The organism is Megasphaera sp. UBA4233 (assembly GCF_002395615.1).
Classification (GTDB): Bacteria; Bacillota; Negativicutes; order Veillonellales; family Megasphaeraceae; genus Megasphaera; species Megasphaera hexanoica.
The window spans coordinates 19,785-44,589 of record NZ_DGXL01000022.1 but is presented as its reverse complement, the minus strand read 5'-3'; the positions used below and the strand labels follow the sequence as shown (position 1 = coordinate 44,589).

Genomic DNA, 24,805 nt, shown 5'->3' with positions numbered 1-24,805 from the left:
GTCATTATGAAAATGGCATATGTACCGATGGTCGTTGAACAATCGAGTCAGGGCGAACGGAGTTATGATATTTACTCCCGGCTCCTGAAAGACCGCATTATTTTTCTCGGCGGCCCCATTGAAGATGTGACGGCCAATATTGTAATTGCCCAGCTCCTTTTCCTGGAAGCAGAAAATCCTGACAAGGATATCCATTTGTATATCAACAGCCCTGGTGGTGTCGTTACTGCCGGCATGGCTATTTATGATACGATGCAGTACATTAAGCCGGATGTTTCGACTATTTGTGTAGGTTCTGCTGCCAGCATGGCTTCTGTCCTGCTGACGGCCGGGGCTAAGGGCAAACGGTTTGCCCTGCCCCACTCACAGATTATGATTCACCAGCCTTTAGGCGGCGTGCAGGGTCAGGCGACGGAAATCGAAATTCACGCCCGTGAAATCCTGCGCATGCGCAAAGAATTGAATGGCTTATTATCTCTGCATACGGGGCAGCCGCTTGACGTCATCCAGAAAGACACGGAAAGAGATAATTTCATGACGGCCGAAGAAGCAAAAGCATATGGCCTGATTGATGAAATACTGGCCCGTCCGAAAGATGACCAGGCAGGCAAGTAATGGCTGCTATAGGAGGAATACGTGGATAGAGACAGAACAGATGAACCGAGATGCAGTTTCTGTGGCCGTACCCAGAATGAAGTCCAGAAACTGATATCTGGTCCAGGCGTATATATTTGTGATGAATGTATTAATGTTGCGCAGCATATTCTGGAGGAAGAAACAAAGGAAGAATCTCCGGAGTTTCAATTGAAGGAACTGCCGACGCCTCATGAAATCAAGAAAACCCTTGATGAGTATGTCATCGGGCAGGACGCAGCGAAAAAGACATTGTCTGTCGCAGTATATAACCACTATAAACGGCTTCAGTCGAATGATGTCGATGATGATGTGGAATTACAGAAGTCCAACATCATCATGGTCGGGCCTACAGGCAGTGGCAAAACATTGCTGGCACAGACTCTGGCCCGTCTTCTGGAAGTGCCCTTTGCCATAGCTGATGCGACAAGCCTCACCGAAGCCGGTTATGTCGGTGAAGATGTTGAAAACTGCCTGCTCAAGCTGATTCAGGCAGCAGATTATGACATTGCAAAAGCCGAACGGGGTATCATATATATCGATGAAATAGATAAGATTGCCCGTAAATCGGAAAACCCGTCTATTACCCGTGATGTATCCGGTGAAGGAGTACAGCAGGCATTGCTGAAGATACTGGAAGGAACCGTTGCCGGTGTCCCGCCTCAGGGAGGACGTAAACATCCGCATCAGGAAATGTTGCAGATCGATACGACGAATATTCTCTTCATATGCGGAGGGGCTTTCGATGGTATTGATAAGACTATCCTCAACCGTACATCAGATAAAAACATGGGGTTTGGCGCAGAAATCCATTCTAAAAATGAAAAATCCATGGAAACATTGCTGAAAGAAATTATTCCGGCAGATTTGCAGAAGTTCGGGCTGATTCCCGAATTAGTCGGCCGTCTTCCCATCCTGGTTACATTAGACCCGCTCGATGAAGATGCCATGGTACACATTCTTACAGAACCTAAAAATGCGCTTGTCAAGCAATATCAAAAGATGCTGGAAATGGATCATGTCGCTCTGACATTTAAAGATGATGCTCTGCGGGCTATTGCTAAAGAAGCAATGCGCCGTAATACAGGTGCCCGTGGGCTGCGTTCCATTATTGAACGTATCATGCTCAATGTCATGTTTGATGTGCCTAGCCGTAAGGATGTCCGTGAGTGCATTGTCACGGCTGACTGCGTTACAAGCGGCGCAGAACCTAAGCTCATAACAGCATAGGAAACAGATATGTTTAGTTGATAACACTCATTTCTTCCTTGCAGGGAATGAGTGTTATTTTTCCATTTTAAGAATACCAAAATAGTGAATATTTGTAAGCGAGAAGGTGAGTATTATGGACAATTCGATTTTAACCTTGCCGTTTGTCCCGCTCCGGGGCATTGTAGTTTTTCCTAAATTGCTCAGTAATATAGATATTGGCAGAGAAAAATCACTGGCTGCTGTCGATTATGCAATGGAACACGACCGGTTGATGATCGTTTCGGCGCAGTTGGATGAGGATGAAGAAAACCCCGGCTTTGATGGGATTTATCAGATTGGTACGCTGGTGAAAATTCAGCAGCTTCTCCGTCTTCCCGGTGGTATTGTACGCATCCTGGCAGATGGCATATCCCGCGTTGAAATACGAGGATATGCGGATAAAAAAAACTATACGGAAGTGGCGGCTGTAAAAATACAAGATGAATATACCGGATCCAATGAAAATGAGGCACTACGCCGTCTGATGCTGCATCGATTTACGGACTGGCTCGACAATTTAAAAGGTAATGACGAGCTGAAAGAGAAAGCAGAAGCCATACAGGATGCCGGAACTCTGGCCGATTTTATAGCGGCTCAGCTTCCACTTCGGCTGGTTGCGCGTCAGCAGATGCTGGAAATCTACGATGTCAGCCAGCGTATGCGCCGTGTATGCGGGCTTCTTGATACGGAAGTCGATATTGCCAGCCTTGAGTCAAAACTCAATATGGAAGTCCGTGGCAAAATGGACCAGCAGCAGAAAGAATATTATCTCCGTGAGAAAATTAAAGCGATCCACAAAGAACTTGGGGACAAATACGATAAGGATACGGAAGTAGAAGAATTGCGGGAAAAAATCCGCAAGATGAAACTGAATAAAGAAATCGAAGATGTCATGCTGAAAGAAGTAGACCGTCTCGATTCAATGCCGCCGATGATGGCGGAATCTGCCATCATCCGTTCCTATCTTGATTGGATGATGGAACTGCCCTGGAAAAAGGAAACAAAAGACCGCCTGGATCTTAGTCTGGCTCAGCAGATTCTGGACGAAGATCATTATGGACTTACGAAGATAAAAGACCGGATCATCGAATATCTTGCTGTCCGTCAACTGACAAAAAGTCTTAAAGGCCCCATCCTTTGTTTTGTAGGACCTCCCGGAACAGGTAAAACGAGCATCGCCCGGTCTATCGCCCGGTCCATGAACCGCAAGTATGTCCGTATTTCTCTCGGCGGCGTACGTGATGAAGCAGAAATACGCGGTCATCGCCGTACGTATATCGGGGCTCTTCCGGGACGTATCATCGCCGGCATGAAACAAGCAGGAACGAAAAATCCGGTGTTCCTACTTGATGAAATTGATAAAATGACATCGGATATGCGCGGTGATCCGTCATCGGCTCTGCTGGAAGTTTTGGATCCGGAACAAAATAATACTTTCAGCGACCATTTTATCGAAGTGCCTTTTGATCTTTCTAAAGTCCTCTGGATTACGACGGCCAATGTCATCAGTGATATTCCCCGGCCATTGCTGGATCGCATGGAGGTCATTGAATTTACCAGTTATACAGAGGAAGAAAAATTACAGATTGCCAAACGCTATCTGGTACCGAAACAGCTGAAGGAAAATGGTCTCCAGCCGGGACAGGCCAAGTTCAGCGATGCCGTACTGCGCCATATTATCCAGGATTATACCCGTGAATCAGGGGTACGTACGCTGGAAAAGACGATTGGTACAGTCTGCCGCAAAGTAGGTAAGTCCCTGCTCCTGGAAGAAGATAAGCCGCTCACTGTAACGGTACGGAACCTCGAAAAAATTCTTGGACCGGCCAAATTCCTCCCGACAGAAGTCTGCAAGACTGATGAAGTCGGCCGCGTAACCGGTATGGCCTGGACACAGGTAGGGGGAGAAGTCCTGGAAACAGAAGCGGCAGCAGTCAAGGGAAAGGGCAGCCTTCTTTTGACAGGTCAGCTGGGTGATGTCATGAAAGAATCAGCAGAAGCCGGCATGACGTATATCCGCAGCCGGGCAGACGAATTGGGACTGGCTCCTGACTTCTATGCTACGACAGACATTCACATTCACCTGCCGGAAGGAGCTGTTCCCAAGGACGGACCGTCAGCGGGTATCACTATGGCTACGGCTATCGCTTCAGCACTTACGGGACGCAAGGTACATCATGATCTTGCCATGACTGGTGAAATCACATTGCGCGGGACGGTACTTCCCGTAGGAGGTATAAAGGAAAAAGTAATTGCAGCCCATCGGGCGGGCATTCATAAGATCCTTTTGCCGGAAGAAAACAAACGTGATATGGCCGATGTCCCCCAGACTGTCAAGAAGGACGTGCAGTTCGTTTTTGTTCATCATATGGATGAAGTGCTCAGTCAGGCACTGGTGACGCCATAATGGACCATGGCAGCCTGCAGATCATACGCCCGGCTTATAAATCATCGGCCGTACGGGCGGATCAGTATCCCCAGGGAAATATTCCGGAAATTGCCTTTTTAGGCCGATCTAATGTGGGGAAATCCAGTCTGATCAATTCATTGTGTCAGCACCGCGGCCTTGCGCGGGTGAGCGGCGCTCCCGGTAAGACACAGACCATCAATTATTTTCAGGTACTCCTTCAGGAAAAAACAGAGGAGGAGGAAACGCGCCGGCAACTTTACTTTGTCGATCTTCCCGGATACGGATATGCCCGTACTGGTGGCAGGAACCGGCAGTTGTGGAGTCATTTTATCGGCGAATATATTACATCCTCACCTAACCTTCACCTGCTCTTCCTGCTTGTCGATCTGCGCCATCCGGACCTTCCTATTGACAGGGAGGCCTATACATGGCTGGCCGATAACGAAGTTCCTCTGCAGATCATAGCAACGAAAGCGGATAAACTGAAGAAAAACGAACGGGTTCGCAATCTGGCGCAGATACAGAAACTGTTCCCGACGGCTTTCCCGCCCATTGCGTATTCTTCGCTGAAACAGGAAGGGCGCAATGACGTACTGCATACTATCTATGAAGCCGTTACAGATGACTGATTAACACGAAAGACCGGATATCATTCAGACAAGATGAAAGATATCCGGCCTTTTGTCATCCTGTCTCATACGGGCTGGAAAGAAACACTGCTTTCTGCTATAATGAGAGTGGTTTTGTATAGCGTTTTATAGGAGGGACCTTTTATGGCCATTGTTTCACTCGACAATGAGTCGGCATTTACCTTGCGTGTCCTGCACAAAAAGGGAGTCGTAATCGTCGATTTCTGGGCGCCCTGGTGCGAGCCCTGCAAAATGATACGTGCTGAGATACAGCGGGCTGCTGAAGCTTTTGAAAATCAAGTGGAAGTGGTACGGGTCAATGTGGATGCATTTCACAGCCTGGCAGAAAAATACGATATTATGGCGATTCCGACATTGCTTTTCTTTAAAGATGGCAAACCCGTCAAACGGATAATCGGATATGCGTCAGAAGATGAAATCAGAAAATTTTTGGCAACACTCGTCTGAAAACGACCCCTGTTTTGACAGTAAAAACGTTAGGATGGTATAATTAAGAGTGAGCTTATTTAATTTAGAAGAAAAAAAAATGTTATCTGTTGTCGTTCCCGTATTCAATGAACAGTTAAATATTGAAAAGTTTTATGAAGAGGCGACAAAAGCAATACAAAACCTGGATATGGATTATGAACTTATTTTTGTCGATGATGGGTCCAAAGATACGACGCCCCTTATTCTCAGCCGGCTGACCGAACAAGATGATCATGTCCGTGCGCTGATACTGGCACGGAATTTTGGGCATCAGCTCGCTATTACGTGCGGTATGGATTATGCCCAGGGGGATGCTATCATTACTATGGATGGTGATATGCAGCATCCGCCAGCCATGATTCCTGATCTGGTGCAGAAATGGCGGGAAGGATTCGACGTTGTTCAGACCGTGCGCAAGGGAACCGATGATGCCGGGTTTTTAAAGCGGCTGACATCTAAGTGGTATTATATTCTGCTGAACGCTCTTTCTCCCGTCCATATTACTCCCGGCGGATCAGATTTCCGTCTCATCGACCGGAGAGTGCTGAACACGTTCCGGCTGTTTCGTGAACATGACCGGTTTATCCGGGGCATGATGGGGGATATCGGTTATAAGCAGACTACCATTGATTTCGTCGCTCCCCGCCGTTTTGCGGGAAAATCGAAATTCTCCGGCCGCAAAATGCTGCATTTTGCTCTGGACGGTATTACTGCTTTTTCAAAGACACCTCTTCGTATTTCCTTTTATGCCGGTCTTTTGAGCGGTCTGCTGAGTATTGTCATGATTGTTCATGCTCTGTACAGTCATCTGACGGGAACAGCAGCTCCGGGATGGACAACTACGACGATTATGGTTTGTCTCGTAGGCGGATTGCAACTTATTTTTTTAGGTGTCATTGGCGAATATATCGGACGTATCTTCGAAGAAGTCAAGCAGCGTCCTTTATACTGGCTGCGGGCTGAGTTAGGACATAAGAAGCGGCCTTAAAGAAATGGCGTTATTTTGAGAGGTGTTTATATGAGGCATATGGTACATCGTTTACTAGTATTCACGCTACTTTTTTCGGCAGTTATTCTGCCTGCCGGTGCATATAACATAGGTGACCGGGGTGTGCAGGTCCTGAAGATACAGAAACAGCTTGTGAAATACGGATACCCCATTGGCACAGACGGCATTTATGGAAATGAAACGGCCCGGGCAGTACAACGATTTCAGGCAGATAAAGGACTGGATATGGATGGCATTGTCGATAGTAAGACCTACAAGAAGCTTTTAGGTTCATCGATGCCAAAAAGCGAGGCTAAACGGGCTGAAAAGGCAAAGTCAGAAACGGTTGCCATGAAAACGAAATATCCGAGCAATCGGAATTATAAAGAGTATTCCAAAATCAAAAAGTTTACAAGTCATGATGTAGTGGGAGACCGCTTAGTATCGACGGCCAATAAATATGTAGGTGTACCATATGTTTTTGGAGGAAACACACCGAGCGGATTCGATTGCTCAGGGTTTACACGGTATGTTTTTTCACATAATGGTATCCATCTGCCTCGTATGGCTGATGAACAATACCGTATCGGTTCGACTGTATCACGAAGCGAACTGATTCCTGGCGATCTCGTTTTCTTTTCGACGTATGAGCCAGGTGCCTCTCATGCAGGTATTTATGTCGGCGATAATCAGTTTATCAGTGCTACGAGCAGTGGCGGCATCCGCATTGACAGTATGGATAGCAGCTATTGGGCTTCCCGTTATGTGGGAGCCAGACGAGTACGCTGAAAATAAATCTACTAGCTCTTTTATGGCAAAAAGGTTGCCCAACGGGAAGTAAAAAGCGTATAATCTGAGTCATACCAAAAGCTAAGACTGAGGGAGTGTTTGAAATTATGAAGTATATGACGGGAAATGAAATCCGTAAAGCCTATCTGGAATTTTTCAAAAGTAAACAGCATCTGATTTTGCACAGTTTTCCCCTGATCCCGGAAAACGACCCGAGCCTGTTGCTCATCGGTGCTGGTATGGCCCCGTTAAAACCGTATTTTACAGGTAAACTCGTACCGCCTTCTTACCGGGTTACGACGAGTCAGAAATGTATCCGTACAGATGATATAGATAATGTAGGCCGCACTGCCCGCCATCATACGTTTTTTGAAATGCTCGGCAACTTTTCCTTTGGCGACTACTTCAAGAAAGAAGCTATTTCCTGGGCCTGGGAATTTCTCACGAAGGTTATCGAACTGGACCCGGATAAGTTGTATGTAACTATTTATCCGGACGATAAAGAAGCGTATGATTATTGGCATAATATGATTGGCCTGGCTGATGAACGCATTTTCAAATTTGACGATAATTTCTGGGAAATCGGTGAAGGTCCCTGTGGTCCGGACAGTGAAATTTTCTATGACCTTGGTCCGGAACGGGGCTGTGGCAAACCGACCTGTACTGTAGGCTGTGATTGCGACCGGTATCTGGAAATTTGGAATCTTGTCTTTACCCAGTATAATCGTACAAAAGATGGGAAATATGAACCGCTGGCCAAGAAAAATATTGATACAGGCTGTGGACTGGAACGGCTGGCTTCCGTCATCCAGCAGAAAGAATCGAATTTTGAAACCGATCTGATATTCCCTATTATCGAAAAAGTCATTGCAATCAGTGGTGGTGATTATTCCCAGCCTGATCAGAAAATGGCCATGAAAGTCATTGCTGACCATATCCGGGCTATTACGGTGATGATCAGTGATGGCATCCTTCCGAGCAATGAAGGGCGTGGCTATGTACTTCGCCGTATTCTCCGCCGGGCAGTCCGTTACGGCCGGCTCCTGGGAATTGACCATCTGTTCCTCAGCTCTCTCGTCGATACGGTTATAGATATCCTCGGCGTAGAGTATCCGGAACTTAAACAATATGAAAGCCTTATTAAAAGAGTCATCGATACGGAAGAACGCCAGTTCAGCGCTACTCTGGCACAGGGACTGGACTTGTTGCATCAGATGATGGAAGAAGCTAATGACACGAAAATCCTTGCGGGCAGTGAAGTGTTTAAACTTTACGACACGTTTGGCTTCCCTGTTGAATTAACGGAAGAAATTGCTGCAGAAAAAGGATATACGCTTGACACGGAAGGCTTTAAAAAAGCCATGAAAGAACAGCAGGAACGTGCCCGTGCTGCCCGTACGAAAGTATCAGCAAAGGTAGCCGTACCGGATACGACAAAACTTGATCAGGATACTCTGATAAATGATGCGGAAGCCGTAAACGGACATATTGTCATGATTGGCCGGGAAGGGGTAGAAGTGCAGCAGGCCGGGGATGGAGAAGAAGTTACGATTATTCTTGATTCTAATCCGTTCCATGCTGAAGGAGGAGGCCAGCTCGGCGATACGGGGATATTAAAAGCCCCGGAAGGATCGGTGCACGTAACAGATGCCAAGGCATTGCCTAATGGCCTGGTATATCTTATCGCATCGGTAGCAGAAGGTCAGATCCAGACTGGCGATGCCGTAGATATCACTGTAGATAAAGCACGGAACCTGGCAATTGCCCGTAATCATACGGCGACGCACCTGCTCCAGGCTGCACTGCGAAAGGTTCTGGGGAATCATGTCAATCAGGCTGGCTCGCTGGTAACGCCGGAACATCTGCGTTTTGATTTCACAAACTTCTCCCCCGTTTCAGCAGAAGAACTGGAAAAAGTAGAAGCACTGGTCAATGAAGAAATATTGAAAAATGTACCGGTTACTATTGAAGAAATGGCCTTGCAAGAAGCAAAAGAAAAAGGTGCCATGGCATTATTTGGCGAAAAGTATGGGAATCGGGTACGTGTCGTTTCAGTCGGTGATTTCAGCTGTGAATTGTGTGGTGGATCCCATGTAACCAACACGGCTGTCATCGGCTCCTTCCGGATTCTTTCTGAAACAGGTACAGGAACAGGAGTACGCCGCATAGAAGCCGTTACGGGGGCAGCAGCTCTTGAAAAAGCCAAAACCGATGAAGCAGTCATCCGCAATCTGGCGGCTTTATTGAAAGTCAAGGCTGACGATGTAGCAGTAAAAGTAGGTCATCTCCTGGGGCAGCTTAAAGACACGGAAAAAGAATTGCAGCAACTTAAAAAAGATGCTGCCCTTTCCAATCTTGATGCGATTTTAGCCAGCCGGGAAGAAATAGAAGGCATTCCTGTCATTGCGGCAGCTGCCCAGGCCGATTCGATGGATAGTCTGCGTGAACTGGCAGATACAGTACTGGCTAAGTCGGGTCATGGCGTAGTTCTCCTGGCTTCCGTAGCGGATGGCAAAGTGCAGTTTGTCTGCAAGGTAGATAAAGGCGATACGAAAAAGGGCCTTCATGCTGGAAAAATCATTAAGGCGGCAGCCCAGGCTGCTGGCGGAAATGGCGGTGGCCGCCCTGATATGGCACAAGCTGGCGGTAAACAGCCTGAACAGGTTGATGCGGCACTTCAGGCAGGTAAAGACATGGTCAAGAATCTACTGGGATGATGTCCTGCCATCATAAATAAAGGATGTGACAAACATGGCAATTAGTGATGAAACGATGATCGTAAAAAACAGAAATGAGGAACAGACCGTTGCTTCCATGATTTTGGAAGACGTGTACCACGCTCTGGAAGAGAAAGGGTATAATCCTATTAATCAGATTGTTGGATATCTCCTTTCTGGCGATCCCACGTACATTACGAGTCATAATAATGCTCGCAGTAATATACGCCGTATTGAACGAGATGAATTGATTGAAGAATTAGTTCGTTCTTATGTAAAACAGCGTAATTTATAGGAGGCATATGAGAATTTTAGGCCTGGATGTAGGCTCGCGCACTATTGGTGTTGCCTGCAGCGATCCCTTATTGCTGACAGCACAAGGGATGGAGACAATAAGGCGGCAATCGCAAAAAAAAGATTTTGCCCGTCTGAAAGAAATTATTAAAGAAAAAGATGTACATCGCGTCGTCGTCGGCAAGCCGCGGCATATGAATGGCGATTACAGCGAAAACATGGAGAAGATTGAACAATTTGTCTCAGAATTGAAAAAAGTGCTCCCCGAAATGGAATTTGTTTACTGGGATGAACGCCTGACAACCGTCATGGCGACACAGGTACTGATGGAAGGAAATGTGCGCCGGGAAAAGCGGAAACAATTCGTTGATAAGATGGCGGCAGTTCTGATTTTACAAAATTATTTAGATGCTCAGGGAGGATAATATGGCAGAAGACATGTTGGAAGAAGTCGAAGTGATTACTGTAACAGGTGATGACGGACAAGAAGAGTATTACTCAGTGGATGTGACAATTCCCTATGCGGGCAAGGAGTTTGCCGTACTCGTCCCGTATAGTGAAGAAGAAGATAGTCCTGCTGAAGGCGATGCCATCATAGCACGCCTTGATGAAGAAGACGGAGAAACGGTGTATGTGGCTCCGACAGATGAAGAATTTGAAGCAGTACTCCATGCATACGACAAGTTAGTCGAAGACGAACCGTAACGATGATAAAAAAGCTGTGCATGCTAGTCCCTGCCGGACTAGCATGCACAGCTTTTTGCATCTTTTGCTTTTATGTATTTTGTTTATATTTGGAATATACAAAATCAGACGGCATTATTCGTATGAGGTTTGAAGCGTGTTGATGACGGATTCGTTTCAGGCGTCAGATTTTTCATTTCGCCAAGATCATCACTGCGGTCAGTAAAATAGGTGTGAAGCATCATTTCAGCCCGTTCAGAAAGTGGTTCTCCAAGGAATTGTTTGTACAAATCCTGAATTTCCGGATTTTCCCAGCTGGCTTTATATGTCGCATCCACATCGCTTTGATAGAGAGAATCCATTCGTGCCTGTTGCACTTTCTTCACTTGCGGCAATTTAACTTTCGGCTGTCCGCCACCACCTATGCAGCCGCCAGGGCAGGCCATGACTTCGATAAAAGAATAGTTTTCAAAGTCTTCCGCGGCGATGAGTTCATCCAAAAATTTACGGGCATTGCCCAATCCGCTGATGGCAGCGACATGGATGACAAAATGACCAAAAACAACGGAAGCTTTTTTTACACCATCCAGACCACGTACCGGTTCGAAAGGAATAAAATCATCAGGAGCCTTACGACCGGTAAAGAAATAATATGCCGTACGAATGGCTGCTTCCATGACGCCGCCACTGTTACCAAAAATACGGCCACCACCAGTTGATTCACCAAAAACTTTGTCAAAATCACTATCGGCGATGCCAGTGAAGTCCAATCCTTCTTCCTGAATCCATTGAGCCAGTTCACGGGTTGTGATTGAAATATCCGTGTCCCGCAGTTCAGGGATATTCCAGAAATCTGCCGACGCATTCAATTCCGGACGGCGTATTTCAGCTTTTTTAGCTGTACAGGGTGCTACATCTACAATGACGACCTTTTTAGGATCGAGGTTGTTGTTTTTAACGAACCAGGTCTTCATAGCGGCACTCATGATGCTGATAGGACTCTTGGTCGAAGACAGATGAGGAATGAGATCCGGGTAAAATGTTTCCAGGAACTCAACCCAGGCAGGGCAGCAGCTGGTAAACTGAGGAATAGGAATTTCTTCTGACTGAAGCCGGTGCAGTAATTCCATGGCTTCTTCCATGATGGTCATATCAGCACCAAAGTCTGTATCGAAAACATAATCAGCACCAAGCGCACGCAGGGCACCTACCATTTTTCCCTGTACAAATGCACCAGGTTCCATGCCAAAAGCTTCACCGAGACCGACGCGGACGGCAGGAGCCGTCTGGAACATGACAATCTTGTCGGGGTCTTTGATAGCAGCTTTCACCTTATCCAGATCAGATACTTCTGTGATAGCACCGAAAGGACATACGGCGGCACATTGCCCGCAATGGACGCAAATGGGCATATCTCCCGTACTTTCCAGATTATAATAATCCATGACAGTCTGTGTGTTTGCGCACGTGCGGCGGCATAATGTACAATTTTTACACTTACTTTCGTCAAATTGTACAGAACAATTGTGTTCATCAATAGGGACACGGCGCTGCGTTTCCTTGAATCTGCTTTGAAATGTAGGCATTTTTCTCTCCTTATTGAATGATTATAACTTATTGATAATTAAATGATTTTTTTCACAATCTATTACATATAGGATAATACAAAATACCACATTTTTCCATTATTTTTTAGTATTAGTTTTAAGAAATTTTACATCTTATCTATTCGTTTTGTACATAGTAAATTATTATAAAAATTTACGACATTCATTTTTTTAATACTGATTTGAAAATAATAAGGATTAAAACCGGGTATTTCATAGGATTAAAAATAAATTGATTATGAAATTAAATATTCACTGTCTTTTAAATTGGATATAATGTAAAAGTAACAACCAGCTGTGAAGAAACATGCGGCAATCCAGCAGATAGGACTGGCGCAGCAAATACCCCAATATCCCCAGGAGTTGGCAAGGAGATAAGCGGCGCCACCGCGAAGACTGAGTTCGATGATACTGCTTGTGAGCGGGACGGCTGATATTCCCATACCCTGAACAGCATTGCGATAGACAAAAATTTGTCCCAGGAAAAAATAAAACGGAACACTCATGGTGATATAGAGCCAGGCCTGCTGCAACAAAATTTCATCGTGCTCGCTAGTAAAAATACTTAATATGTCCTGGCCGCCCAGATACATAGTCGTTGCTGCCAGCCCACAGAAAGCCAGTGATACGAGTGAACACTGCCGCACTCCCTGACGAATACGGTTATATTTCCTGGCACCATAATTCTGGGCAGAATACACGGCCATTGCAATACCGAAAGAAACCATGGGCTGTAATGCCAACTGTTCTATCCGTGTAGCGGAGACAAAGCCGGCAATCGTCTCTGAACCGAATGTATTGCAGACCGACTGAATAATGATGATTCCGAGTGAGATAATGAGGAATTGGGCTGCCATGGGAATACCGATGCGCAAATGCTGAAGTGCGAAAGCTCTATCCCAGTGCCAGTCCCTGCGCTGGAGATGCAGCATGGGAACGTGGTGGTGCATATATATCAGGCACAATACAGTAGAAGCGGCCTGTGCCAGGACAAGAGCAATTGCCGAACCGGGGATACCCCAGCCGAAACAGGCAATAAATAAAACTGCCAGTACTACATTCAGCAATGAGGAAAAAATGAGAAAATATAATGGGGTACGACTGTCCCCCAGAGCCCGGCAGGCACAGGAAAGAAGATTATAAAACATCATGGCCAGAAGACCGTATGATATGATTATGATATACTGATATGAGTCATCGTACAATTCATGCGAAATGTTCATGAGTTGCAGGAACCAGGGCATGCAGAGGCAGGCAATCAGCATGAGAATGACTGTCATGCCGAGAGAAAGTATGATTGACATTGAAAATGAACGGCGGACTCCATCGAAATCACCGGCGCCGAACCGTTGTCCCATTAGTACAGTAAAGCCCGATGCCATTCCGATAGTAAGGCCAAGAAGAGCCATAAACAAGGGGGCCACCGCTCCAACGGCAGCCAGAGCGTGAACGCCTATGAAACGTCCAACGATGATGATATCTGCAATATTATAAAACTGTTGAAAAATATTTCCAATCAAAAGGGGACCCGTAAAAGCCAGAATCAGCTTTATAGGGTTCCCTTCGGTCATGTTATGTATCATGTAACAATGTGACTCCTTTATTTATGTGGAGAAGAAAGTATAAATTCACTGAGTTGGATAAAGCCTGGTACGAGTGAATCGAGATCCAGATTTTCATATACGGAATGGGCACGGCGGCCTATGCAGGTACCAAATGAAATAGCCGGAATCCCCAGACTCAGTGGAATATTTGCATCTGTACTGGCAGACTGAAAGGTAGTTGTCAGCCCGTGAGCAGAACGGATACGGGCCAAGCGCTGACACATGTCCGAATTTTCTGCTCCGTCATTACAAGGCCGTTCGCCGAGGAATGCTTCCGTAATCTGAATTTTAGGATCCCGTGCCGCATCGAGCAACTCGTGAAATTTTTGATTTATCCGTTGAAGTTCTTCTTTGGATTCTGAACGCAGATCAATTGTGAAAGACACATGTTCGGCAATGGAATTTACCGTCGAGCCGCCCTGGATAGTGCCGACATTATATGTCGTTTTAGGATTGGCCGGTACATCCAGATTATAGAGGTTCCAGATAATGCCGGAAGCGATGGCAATGGCATTATCGTTACCAAAGTTTCCCCAACTATGACCGCCTTCCGCCTGTATATCAATCTGATAACGACGGGAACCGACGGCCAGATTGATGAATGAATCACTGTTACAATCAATAGCGACCATTTCACTGACTTCGTGAGCATGGTCTGTCATGAACTGGCGGATGCCTTTGAGGTTTCCCAGCCCTTCTTCTCCTACATTGAACAGAAAGAAAGCACCTGCCGGCAGTTCGATATGAAGCGATAAGATCATTTCTGCAAAGAAGAGAAGACTGGCTACATTGGCGCTGTTATCACCACAAGACGGTGCTGCGAATATATTGCCTTCGATTTTCGGCTTGATAGAGGATACTTGATTAAATACTGTATCAATATGAGCTCCGTACACAGGATGCTTATTGCCTTTTGTTACCTGACAGGGCCAGATGACATTACCTGCCGTATCTATATAAGCTTCTGATGCGCCTAATTTGTGAAGGTAATTTAAAATCCAGTCCGCTTTAGCCTGTTCTGAACCTGTCGGTGACGGCAGACTGCAGATTGTTGTCAATAGTTCTATGAGATGGCGTTCATTTGTCCTGGCAAAACGGTCTATCTGTTGTGTGACAGATGTATTCATTAAGATTCCCCCTTTTGGCTATCATACCATGCTTATTATACACCACGGATGGGGAATGGTATATGGATATATTTCACAATTTCATATTGCGAAAATAACTAAAAATATTATGATTATATATAAAATATATAATCAATTAAAAAAATAATACGTTTAACCCATTGACATTTTAAGGCGTGTGGTGTATCATTCAAACATACCTAAACAAATTCAAAGACAGGAAGATGCAATGGCGCATAGTAAAATGTGTCATTGCTCTTTTTTTTAGGTAACCTGCTGATCTGGTGCATACAGACCGACATGTGTTGTATTTAGGGGGGATTATTATGGGGAAGTACATCTTAAAACGAGTGCTTATTTCTATCCCGGTCTTGTTTCTCATATCCATCGGTGCATTTGTCCTGGTTCATCTGACACCGGGGGATCCGGCCGACATGTATATTTCACCGGATATGACGGCAGCCCAGGTGGAGATGACACGAGCCGCTCTGGGACTGGACAGGCCCTTATTTATCCAGTATGTAGACTGGATGGCTAATTTCCTGACTGGGAATATGGGATTTTCCTTTGCAGACCGCCAGCCTGTACTGGATATCATTTCCCAGCGCCTGGGACCAACACTGCTTCTCATGAGTATCAGCCTTATTGTAGCTTATGCGACGGCTATTCCTTTAGGGATCATAGCTGCCCTTCATAAAAACTCGAAACTGGACCGGGCTATCATCGGCTGGACATTCTTCAATGTTTCCTTTCCGCCGTTCTTCCTGGGACTGGCTTTGATTTACATCTTTGCTGTTGAACTGGATCTGCTCCCGACGGGCGGCATGGAAGTCCTCGGGATGGAAAATGATGGCATCGACCTGGCGGAACATCTGGTTCTTCCCGTCATTGTTATGGCGGCGCAGTTTTCTGCAAATATGATCCGGTATGTACGGGCCAGCGTTCTGGAGGTGCTGGGTCAGAATTATATCCGCACAGCCTTGGCAAAAGGACTTAAGTGGCGTCAGATTTTACGGTTCCATGTACTGCGCAACTCGCTGATACCTATCGTTACGGTCATTGGGACCGACCTGCCGAAAGTTATTGGCGGCGCAGTCATCACCGAACAGATTTTTCAGTGGCCCGGTATTGGATCACTTACCGTAGCAGCCATTAATTCCCGGGACTATCCCGTACTCATGGCAATTGTTATTTTGTCGGCAATCGCCGTTCTCATTGCGAATCTGACCGTTGATATTGCCTATGCGGCTATCGATCCGCGTATCAAGTATAGTAAATAGGAGATTTGAAAAAGGGGGGGACAGGAATGGAAGCAAATAAATTTGTTTTGGTACATCAAAACAGTATCGGTGCTTCATTCGGACTGAATGCCCTGAGTGGCAAAAAAGAAAAGGAAAAAGAAGAAGTTCCTGAATCTTGGGGGAAAATCACATGGCGCCGGTTCTGTAAAAACAAGGTGGCTGTATGGAGCCTGGTTCTCTTTGGAGCGATTATCCTGATGGCCATCCTGGCACCACTAATCTCGCCATTTGATCCGGTACAGACGACGGGAGCTTTCGATGAAGGCCCATCAGCTGCTCATCTGCTGGGGACAGACGATGTCGGACGTGATGTACTGAGCCGCCTCATATATGGTTCACAGGTTTCATTGATTGTTGGCATCGGGTCGGTTGTCATCTATGCGGCAATTGGTATTACACTGGGATTACTTTCTGGATACTTTGGCGGAATGATAGATAGTCTGATCATGCGCATTACCGAAGTGTTCATGGCCTATCCTCAATTTATGATTATTCTGGTCATCGTCAGTCTGATTGGTCCGAATATGATGACTGTCATGCTGGTCATGGGCTTTATGGGATGGCCGCCTATCTGCCGTCTGGTGCGCGGTGAAGTCCTCAGCATCAAGACACAGGATTATATCTCGGCTGCTATTGTTACAGGCTATTCGCCTTTTACAATTGTTTTTAAACATATTCTGCCAAATGTTCTTTCTCCGATTCTGGTCAATTGCACATTCGGTATTGCCAATGCCATCCTGACCGAAGCATCACTGAGTTTCCTGGGGATGGGCGTGCAACCACCGGCAGCCAGCTGGGGCAATATGTTGACCAGTGCCCAGTCTATTATGATTTTATCAGCTGAACCGTGGCGCTGGATTCCACCGGGAATTGCGATTCTCATTGCAGTACTGACGATTAACTTCCTCGGTGATGGTCTGAATGAAGCCATAGACGGCGATTCCAAATAAGTAAAAAGGGGACAGGATCGCTGACTATATATTTTAAGAAAAGAGGGGTTATTATGGGCTTATTATCATGGATACGCAAAAGAAAAGGTCTGGCATTAGCTGTTTGTCTGGCACTGAGTGTTACCATGCTGGCAGGCTGCGGCGGAGGCAGCAAAGGTGGCGGTAGCAGTGCCGGCAAAAAAGAAGCACTGACGATCGGTATGTTCAATGCACCCGATTCGTTTAACCCGCTGTTCAATCCTGGCATTGCCGGTCAGTTTACAATCCGTTTTATGTATGATACGCTCCTGGGCATGCCGGAAATCAACAAGTTCACACCGCAGTTGGCTAACAGCATTGATACGACGGATAATCAGAACTTTACCATTAAACTGAATGAAAAGGCAAAATGGACAGATGGCAAACCCGTCACGGCAGATGATGTTGTCTTTACGTTCAACCTCATTGCCAATCCGAAAGTGGAAACGACTAAAGGAAGCTATATCAACATGCTGGAAGGGACAGACAGTGTAGGCAAGAGACCGGACGGTACTCCCATTCCGGATCTGGTGGCTGTCGATGAACATACGGTTACATTCCGTACGAAGAAACCGGTAGATCCGAATTACCTGAAGAGCATGCTGGGCTTTGAAGTCTATATCGTTCCCAAACATGTCTTTGAAAAAATCGATCCGGCAAACATCTCCAATTCAGATGCTGTTACCAAACCGACTGTTACCAGCGGCACGTATAAATTCGTTTCCTATAAGACGAATGATCATGTTGAGCTGGCAGCAAACGAAGATTATTACAAGGGTTCTCCTAAGCTGAAAAAGGTATTCATCCGCATCATGAATGGGACCAACCTCGTGACAGAATTAAAATCCGGTAACGTGCAGCTGGCTGCTTCGGGTGGTATTGGTTCTGTACCGGTTAAGGATCTGGATGTCCTGAAGAAAGACAGCAAACTGATTGTCAAGGCTGTTCCTTCACTGAACACGCAGTATCTGGAAGTCAATAACAGAAATCCGGCATTCAATGTTAAGTTCCGCCGTGCCGTTACGATGGCTATCGACCGTCAGAAAATCTGTGATGAACTGTACAAGGGCACAGCCCAGATTGTACCAACTGTTTACACAAAAGTCAGCCCTGTATATGATGAAAGCGTAAAACCGCTGCCATATGATCCGGAAGCCGCTAAGAAAGAACTGGCAGAATCGGGCTTCGATACATCGAAAGAAATTACACTCCAGGTACCGATTGGAAATGTATTGCGTGAACAATCAGCAGATTTGATCCAGCAGAATCTGCAGGCTATCGGTCTCAATGTTAAACAGCAGAAACTGGATTTCCCGACCGTTCTTGGTAATGCCAAGAAAGGCGATTATGAAATGATGCTTCTGGGCTATGGCCTTACGCCAGATCCGGATTACAGCAACTACTTCGTACCAGGCGGCAGCAATAACTTCTGCCATGCTGATGATCCGAAACTGACGGAGATGATGAACAACGCAGCATCTTTACCTGATGCGGAAGCACGCAAAGCAGCTTACAAAGAAATTCAGGCATATATGCGCGATAATCAGTTCGTTACCAGCTTGTACGAAACCGATCAGATTAACGTACAGAGCAAAAATCTCGTCGGTGGAATTAAGGATTTCTGGGAAGGTTCTCTGGATGACCTCTATCAGTGGCATTTTGAATAAACGGGCGCTGTAATTGCAGATTGACACAGCGTGCTCCGTAAAGGTTATACATCCTGCGTCTGCTGCTAGTGCTGCAGACGCAGCGGTGTATGAGAAAGGATGAACAGCAATGACAACAGATACAATATTAAAAGTAAACAATTTACATGTATCGTTTCGGACGCTGGACGGCATCGTAGACGCTGTGCGCGGTGTTACCTTTAATCTGAAACGTGGTGAAACATTGGCAATTGTCGGTGAATCCGGCTCTGGTAAATCGGTCTCTATGAAGGCAATCAACCGGGTGCTGCCGCGAAAGAATACCATATTTGGCAAAGAAGGTGAAATCATTTACGAGGGGAAAAATCTCCTTACTTTACCAGAAGAAGAAATGGAATCGATTCGCGGCCGTAAAATAGCCATGATATTTCAGGACCCTATGACATCTCTCAATCCGACTATGACCGTGGGGCGGCAGATTGCTGAATCCATCCTGACTCATGAAGATATTCCGAAGGCAGACGCCATGAAAGAAGCCATAAAGCTTATGGGTCTTGTTGGAATCCGCAATCCTGAAGAAAGCAGCCGGAACTATCCCCATCAGTTTTCCGGTGGCATGCGTCAGCGTGTCATGATTGCCTTGTCCCTGGCGTGTAAACCCGATATTCTGATTGCAGATGAACCGACAACGGCACTGGATGTTACCATCCAGTCACAGATCCTGGATTTAATTGATGATTTAAAAGTAAAACTGAATATGTCCGTCATCTTTATTACCCATGATTTAGGTGTCGTAGCCCATGTAGCAGACCGGGTCGCCGTCATGTATGCCGGTAAAATCATTGAAATCGGCACGGCAGAAGAAATATTCTATAATCCTCAGCATCCGTATACGTGGGGACTCATTTGTTCCATGCCGACGCTGGATACAACGGATGATCATCTCTACAGTATCCCGGGAGCACCGCCTAACATGCTGCACATGCCGAAAGGAGACGCCTTTGCTCCCCGTAACGCCTATGCACTGGCTATTGATTACGAAAAAGAACCTCCGTTCTTCAAAGTCAGTGATACTCATTATGCGGCGACATGGCTGCTTCATCCACAGGCTCCATCAGTTACACCTCCGGCAGAAATTGTACGGCGGCAGCAGATTTTTAATTCTTTCATGAAACAGGAAGATGGGAGGAATGATTATGCATATCGTCACGCCGGCAGCGGCGCTCGCTGATGAAAAACCGATTTTATCAGTACGGAACTTACATAAAATATATAATGAAGGCAAGAAGAATGAAGTTCGTGCTGTAGATGATATTTCCTTTTCTATTTATCCCGGTGAAACCTTTGGTCTTGTCGGAGAATCAGGCAGCGGCAAATCTACGACAGGCCGCACGGTCATTAAACTGGAAGAACTGACATCCGGGACTGTCATGTATAAAGGAAAAGACATTACTAAAATCCGTAGCAGCTCTGAAATGATGGCATTCCGTAAATCAATGCAGATGATTTTCCAGGATCCCTTTGCTTCTCTCAATCCCCGTATTCCCATAAAAAATATTATAGGGGATGCGCTCCGGGTACATCATATCTGCAAAACCGATAAAGAAGTTCACAATAAGGTAAATGAAATGCTGGATATTGTAGGGATTAACCGTTCCTATGCCAACCGGTATCCAACGGAATTTTCCGGAGGCCAGTGCCAGCGTATCGGTATTGCCCGGGCTTTGTGCGTACAGCCGGATTTTATTATTGCCGATGAATGTTTGTCTGCACTGGATGTATCGATACAGGCTCAGATTGTCAATCTGCTGATCAATCTTCGTAAAGAACGGAAAATGACCTATTTATTTATTGCTCATGATCTCGCTATGGTTAAATATATCAGTGACCGTATTGGTGTCATGAAAAATGGCAAGCTTCTTGAACTGGCACCGGCAGATGAATTGTATCGTCACCCTATTCATCCGTATACGATTTCGCTTCTTTCTGCTTCACCGCTCACGGATTTACAGCAGGAACGCAAACGTCATCGTATTGATTATGACCCATCTGTCCAGGAATATGCGCCGGAAGTGAAGGCGGCCATGTATGAAATCACGCCGGGTCATTTCGTATATTGTTCATACGATGAAATCAATACATATAAACAAGCCGCTTGTTAAGGTATAAAATAGCATATATTGGGTAACCAGGGCATTGCATACTGGATTTGACCGTATGCAATGCCCTGGTTTGTCATACGTGCCGTATGATGAGAAAAACGGTCCTCTTGGGCCTTTTTTTGGTTTATTAAAATGTGATGAGAATATCATTAAAAACATCTGAGATTATGAGATGAAAATTAAAATATCATAAGAAGTAGATTAAAATCGACACATGCAGGAGATTGCGTGCTATGCTGAGAAAAGAACGGGAAGAAAGGAAGGAAAGGAAATGTCTGAATGGACTTATCATAGTGGGATGCCTGTACAGCCGTTTGTCAATACAATGCTGACACAGGCTGTACAGATGGGCGCAAGTGATATACATATTGAGCCGATGGATAAACAAGTGCGGGTCCGTTTTCGTATCGATGGCATACTTCAGACCGTAGGACATCTGGAAACAACACTTCTTCCCCAGGTTTCAGCACGCATCAAAGTCATGAGCCATATGGACATTGCCAATACGCGCCTGCCGATGGATGGGCGGTGTGTCTGGAAAGGAAATCATCATATTTTGGATGTACGGGTCAGCACAATGCCCACCGTGCGGGGAGAAAAAATTGTTCTTCGCCTGTTTACGGATCATCAGCCATTTTGTCTGGATGAACTAATCCCATATATGCCGTCGAGACAGCTTTTGCGGCAAATTGTCCATGGCAGTCAGGGTTTATTTCTTATTTGCGGCCCGACAGGGAGCGGTAAAACGACGACGTTATATGCATTGCTCCGGGAACTGGATAGTCCTGAAATAAGCATTGCTACGCTGGAAGACCCGGTGGAACTCCGGGTCGATGGATTTTGCCAGAGCCAGATTCATGAAAAAGGCGGGTTGGCTTTTCAAAACGGCCTTCGCGCATTGTTGCGCCAGGACCCGGATATACTGGTTATTGGAGAAATCAGGGATGCAGAGACGGCTGGCATTGCGCTGCAGGCAGCTCTGACAGGACATCGCGTTTTTAGTACGCTCCATACGGCACGGGCCGTCGATGTACCGCTGCGCCTGCTGGATATGGGACTGGAACCGTTCCTGGTAGCTGAAGCACTATCCGGTATGGCATCTCAACGGCTGGCGAGATATCGTACAAAAGACGGGTATCATGGCCGTTTCTGCCTGTGCGAAGTTGTCCATTCCGGCGCTGCTCTGAGGCAGGCTGTACAGAAACGAAGCGAAAGAAAAAAACTATTGGAAGCCGCTTCACAGGATCAGGCTGTTTTTATGAAAGAATGCATCAGCCATGCTCTCCGGGAAGGGCTGACAGATAAACCGGAAATCCGCCGTGTCTATGATGAGGGGGAAGACGATGACTATTAATGACGTAATTGCGATGGCTATCATAAAAAAGGCAACGGATATACACCTACAGGAGGGCCATCCGGTAATGTTGCGCATTGGGATGGAACTTACCTCTTTACAGAACTGGTTTGTTACAAAAGAGGAACTCCGGTGCTGGTTGCTGGCCCAGGGCTGGAACAATAGGACTGGTGATTCCCTGTCTGCCGAATGGGACGAAAAGGTGCGGCTCCGGATACAGCTTTGTCAGGCATACGGGGGATTTTATGCAGACATCCGCATATTATATCCTTTATCATCACTGCCAGCGGACGGGGATGAAAAATTACTGCAAAGACTGGCTTGCTGTTCTGATGGACTCATCCTGATCTGCGGGCCGACAGGATGTGGGAAGACGACTGCCTTGTGGCGGATGATCCAATATCTGAATGACCATAAAAAATATCATATCATTACTTTGGAAGATCCCATTGAAATCATTTTGGAAGAAGGTGGTTCTCTCATTACCCAGCGGGAATTGCACTGTCATTTTACCAGTTTTTCCCAGGCTGTCTGTCAGGCGCTGCGTCAGGATCCGGATGTAATCCTTATTGGAGAAATGCGTGATCAGGAGACTATGGATGCCGCACTGACTGCGGCTGAGACTGGCCACCTTGTGCTTTCTACGCTCCATACCCGGTCTGCTGCTCAGGCGATAACCCGTTTTGTTGGAGCCTATCCGGGAAGCCGGCAGGAGGAAATCCGCTACCGTCTGTCCCAGGTTTTACAGGCTATACTGGCCCAGCAGCGATTATGCCGCCAGCAGGATGCCTGTATAGTGAGAGAAGTTTTGTTGCGGACCCATGCCGTATCCCAGCTGATCCGGACTGGCCGGGAGCATCAGCTCCCCTCGCTTATGCAGATGGGAGCCGCTATGGGAATGCGTACAATGGAACAGGCTTGTCAGGGCAGAATATGATGAAACAGATACATTATAAGGTGACGGCCAGACATTCTTCAGGCAGTGTTGTGACACGCTTTTTACATGCCCCCTCCAGAAATGCTGTATACAAGATGATGAAACAAGGACAGTGGCAGGTTCTTCACATCGAAGAAATACCGCAACAACATGTAACATTGCCGTGGCGTATCAGAAAGATGAAATCACGGGAACTGGGATCATTTTTTAAAGAACTGGCAGAGATGACTAAGGCGGGTATCCCTTTTTTGGATAGCTGGCGCCTGCTGGTAAGACCATTACCACGAGGAAAGAAAAAAGATGCGTTGATAAAGATAGGAGATGACATAGAAAATGGCTCCAGACCATCTGTTGCTTTGGAATCATCCCGGCTTTTTCCAAAAATGACCTGCTGCTTGTTGAAGGCCGGTGAGCATTCGGGAAATATGGAATCTGTTTTATCTATTTTAGGAAATTATTATCAGGATGCAGATCGTCAAAGACAGCAGCTGATACAAGCTATGATATATCCGGGATTTCTTCTTGCAGGTACTATCCTGCTCCTTGCAGGAGCTGTTTTTTATATCCTGCCCGTTTTTGCAACCATGTTTGCATCCATGAATGTACCATTACCCGTTTTGACGAGAGGCCTTATTGGCATGAAGGATTTATGCTGCTATCATGGATTGTCTTTACTGGGCATATTTCTATTGCTGGCTGCAGTCGGAGTATATGGGTATAAAAAAAGGCAGGCCCGATTGTATATTACGGCTTGTATAATGCGGATTCCCCTGTGGAGACGGATGTATCTGGCGTGGTGCTGGCAGCGTTTCAGCCGGATCATGGCTATGCAGCTTGCCAGCGGCATTCCCGTACTTTCTGCTATACAGGATGCTGCAAATGCCACTAACGAAATCTGGTTCCAAAAGAAAATGGAATACTGCAGCAGCTGGGTGCGGTCCGGTCATTCGTTTCTGGAAGCGATACAGCATGAAAACATAGCCACTCCCTTTTTGGAAGCTATGATTCTTGTAGGGGAGAGCACGGGTAATTATGATACGGCATTTTCGCGGATTGCTTCATATTATGACTGGCAGATTTCCCGCTGGTCCCAGCGGATATGCCAGTTACTGGAACCGTTGACTATGGCTTTTATGGGCCTGATGATTGGTTTGGTCGTTTTGGCTTTACTGCTACCGCTCCTGGATGCGGCAGCGGCTATTATATGAGTTACTG

At 46.2% G+C, this 24,805-nt stretch carries 22 protein-coding genes; 19 read left to right on the top strand and 3 right to left on the bottom strand.

The features are described 5' to 3' along the window. The first annotated feature begins 6 nt into the window (after positions 1 to 6). From clpP to B2U90_RS07510, 11 genes are all read left to right on the top strand, one after another. Positions 7 to 615: an ATP-dependent Clp endopeptidase proteolytic subunit ClpP gene (gene clpP / locus B2U90_RS07560; RefSeq protein ID WP_059076930.1), complete on the top strand. Its 609-nt coding sequence runs from the start codon at positions 7 to 9 to the stop codon at positions 613 to 615. Between the two features lie 21 nt (positions 616 to 636). Continuing rightward, positions 637 to 1,863, top strand: a complete 1,227-nt coding sequence (clpX, locus tag B2U90_RS07555) for an ATP-dependent Clp protease ATP-binding subunit ClpX (RefSeq protein WP_059076931.1) — start codon at positions 637 to 639, stop codon at positions 1,861 to 1,863. 115 nt (positions 1,864 to 1,978) lie between these two features. Then, positions 1,979 to 4,291, top strand: a complete 2,313-nt coding sequence (gene lon, locus B2U90_RS07550) for an endopeptidase La (protein ID WP_113855003.1) — start codon at positions 1,979 to 1,981, stop codon at positions 4,289 to 4,291. Further along, complete coding sequence (yihA, locus tag B2U90_RS07545; RefSeq protein WP_059076932.1) at positions 4,291 to 4,923, top strand: ribosome biogenesis GTP-binding protein YihA/YsxC; 633 nt, start codon at positions 4,291 to 4,293, stop codon at positions 4,921 to 4,923. The genes lon and yihA overlap by 1 nt, the downstream gene beginning before the upstream one ends. 144 nt (positions 4,924 to 5,067) lie before the next feature. Further along, on the top strand, positions 5,068 to 5,391 hold the full coding sequence (gene trxA, locus B2U90_RS07540) for a thioredoxin (RefSeq protein ID WP_070807759.1): 324 nt from the start codon (positions 5,068 to 5,070) through the stop codon (positions 5,389 to 5,391). 79 nt (positions 5,392 to 5,470) lie between these two features. Continuing rightward, positions 5,471 to 6,400 carry a glycosyltransferase family 2 protein gene (locus B2U90_RS07535; RefSeq protein ID WP_059076933.1) on the top strand — a complete coding sequence of 310 codons (930 nt, stop codon included), beginning with the start codon at positions 5,471 to 5,473 and terminating at the stop codon, positions 6,398 to 6,400. Between the two features lie 30 nt (positions 6,401 to 6,430). Continuing rightward, entirely contained in the window at positions 6,431 to 7,189 is a 759-nt protein-coding gene (locus B2U90_RS07530) for an NlpC/P60 family protein (protein ID WP_059076934.1), read from the top strand. 116 nt (positions 7,190 to 7,305) lie between these two features. Then, positions 7,306 to 9,906: an alanine--tRNA ligase gene (alaS, locus tag B2U90_RS07525; RefSeq protein WP_292017529.1), complete on the top strand. Its 2,601-nt coding sequence runs from the start codon at positions 7,306 to 7,308 to the stop codon at positions 9,904 to 9,906. Between the two features lie 34 nt (positions 9,907 to 9,940). Next, positions 9,941 to 10,201: an IreB family regulatory phosphoprotein gene (locus B2U90_RS07520; protein WP_059076936.1), complete on the top strand. Its 261-nt coding sequence runs from the start codon at positions 9,941 to 9,943 to the stop codon at positions 10,199 to 10,201. A gap of 7 nt (positions 10,202 to 10,208) precedes the next feature. Further along, positions 10,209 to 10,625 (top strand): Holliday junction resolvase RuvX, encoded by a 417-nt coding sequence (gene ruvX, locus B2U90_RS07515; RefSeq protein ID WP_059076937.1) that lies wholly within the window; start codon positions 10,209 to 10,211, stop codon positions 10,623 to 10,625. A 1-nt stretch (position 10,626) separates the two neighbouring features. Then, entirely contained in the window at positions 10,627 to 10,905 is a 279-nt protein-coding gene (locus B2U90_RS07510; protein WP_113855000.1) for a DUF1292 domain-containing protein, read from the top strand. Positions 10,906 to 11,009: 104 nt separating this feature from the next. Here B2U90_RS07510 and B2U90_RS07505 read toward each other — a convergent pair whose 3' ends face one another. The 3 genes from B2U90_RS07505 to B2U90_RS07495 form a co-directional block, all read right to left on the bottom strand. Beyond that, positions 11,010 to 12,470 carry a [FeFe] hydrogenase, group A gene (locus tag B2U90_RS07505; protein ID WP_059076939.1) on the bottom strand — a complete coding sequence of 487 codons (1,461 nt, stop codon included), beginning with the start codon at positions 12,468 to 12,470 and terminating at the stop codon, positions 11,010 to 11,012. 257 nt (positions 12,471 to 12,727) lie between these two features. Continuing rightward, positions 12,728 to 14,074, bottom strand: a complete 1,347-nt coding sequence (locus tag B2U90_RS07500; protein WP_292017518.1) for an MATE family efflux transporter — start codon at positions 14,072 to 14,074, stop codon at positions 12,728 to 12,730. Positions 14,075 to 14,091: 17 nt separating this feature from the next. Beyond that, positions 14,092 to 15,222, bottom strand: coding sequence for a M20/M25/M40 family metallo-hydrolase (locus B2U90_RS07495; RefSeq protein ID WP_292017517.1), 1,131 nt, complete (start codon positions 15,220 to 15,222; stop codon positions 14,092 to 14,094). A gap of 326 nt (positions 15,223 to 15,548) precedes the next feature. Between B2U90_RS07495 and B2U90_RS07490 the strand changes: the two genes are divergently transcribed. From B2U90_RS07490 to B2U90_RS07455, 8 genes are all read left to right on the top strand, one after another. After that, positions 15,549 to 16,502 carry an ABC transporter permease gene (locus B2U90_RS07490; protein WP_170087458.1) on the top strand — a complete coding sequence of 318 codons (954 nt, stop codon included), beginning with the start codon at positions 15,549 to 15,551 and terminating at the stop codon, positions 16,500 to 16,502. Positions 16,503 to 16,528: 26 nt separating this feature from the next. Next, a complete protein-coding gene (gene opp4C, locus B2U90_RS07485; protein WP_075582109.1) occupies positions 16,529 to 17,473 on the top strand; it encodes an oligopeptide ABC transporter permease in 945 nt (314 codons plus the stop codon). A 53-nt stretch (positions 17,474 to 17,526) separates the two neighbouring features. Continuing rightward, the gene (locus tag B2U90_RS07480; protein WP_206084960.1) at positions 17,527 to 19,158 is read left to right on the top strand and encodes an ABC transporter substrate-binding protein; all 1,632 of its coding nucleotides are present in this window, start codon (positions 17,527 to 17,529) and stop codon (positions 19,156 to 19,158) included. A 109-nt stretch (positions 19,159 to 19,267) separates the two neighbouring features. Further along, a complete protein-coding gene (locus tag B2U90_RS07475) occupies positions 19,268 to 20,368 on the top strand; it encodes an ABC transporter ATP-binding protein (protein WP_170087457.1) in 1,101 nt (366 codons plus the stop codon). Then, positions 20,334 to 21,299 (top strand): ATP-binding cassette domain-containing protein, encoded by a 966-nt coding sequence (locus tag B2U90_RS07470; RefSeq protein WP_059076982.1) that lies wholly within the window; start codon positions 20,334 to 20,336, stop codon positions 21,297 to 21,299. Before B2U90_RS07475 ends, B2U90_RS07470 begins: the two co-directional genes overlap by 35 nt. A gap of 271 nt (positions 21,300 to 21,570) precedes the next feature. Continuing rightward, positions 21,571 to 22,653, top strand: a complete 1,083-nt coding sequence (locus B2U90_RS07465; RefSeq protein WP_236699680.1) for a GspE/PulE family protein — start codon at positions 21,571 to 21,573, stop codon at positions 22,651 to 22,653. A gap of 67 nt (positions 22,654 to 22,720) precedes the next feature. Next, entirely contained in the window at positions 22,721 to 23,590 is an 870-nt protein-coding gene (locus B2U90_RS07460; RefSeq protein WP_240937125.1) for a type IV pilus twitching motility protein PilT, read from the top strand. Positions 23,591 to 23,685: 95 nt separating this feature from the next. Further along, on the top strand, positions 23,686 to 24,798 hold the full coding sequence (locus tag B2U90_RS07455; RefSeq protein ID WP_170087454.1) for a type II secretion system F family protein: 1,113 nt from the start codon (positions 23,686 to 23,688) through the stop codon (positions 24,796 to 24,798). Positions 24,799 to 24,805: the final 7 nt, after the last annotated feature.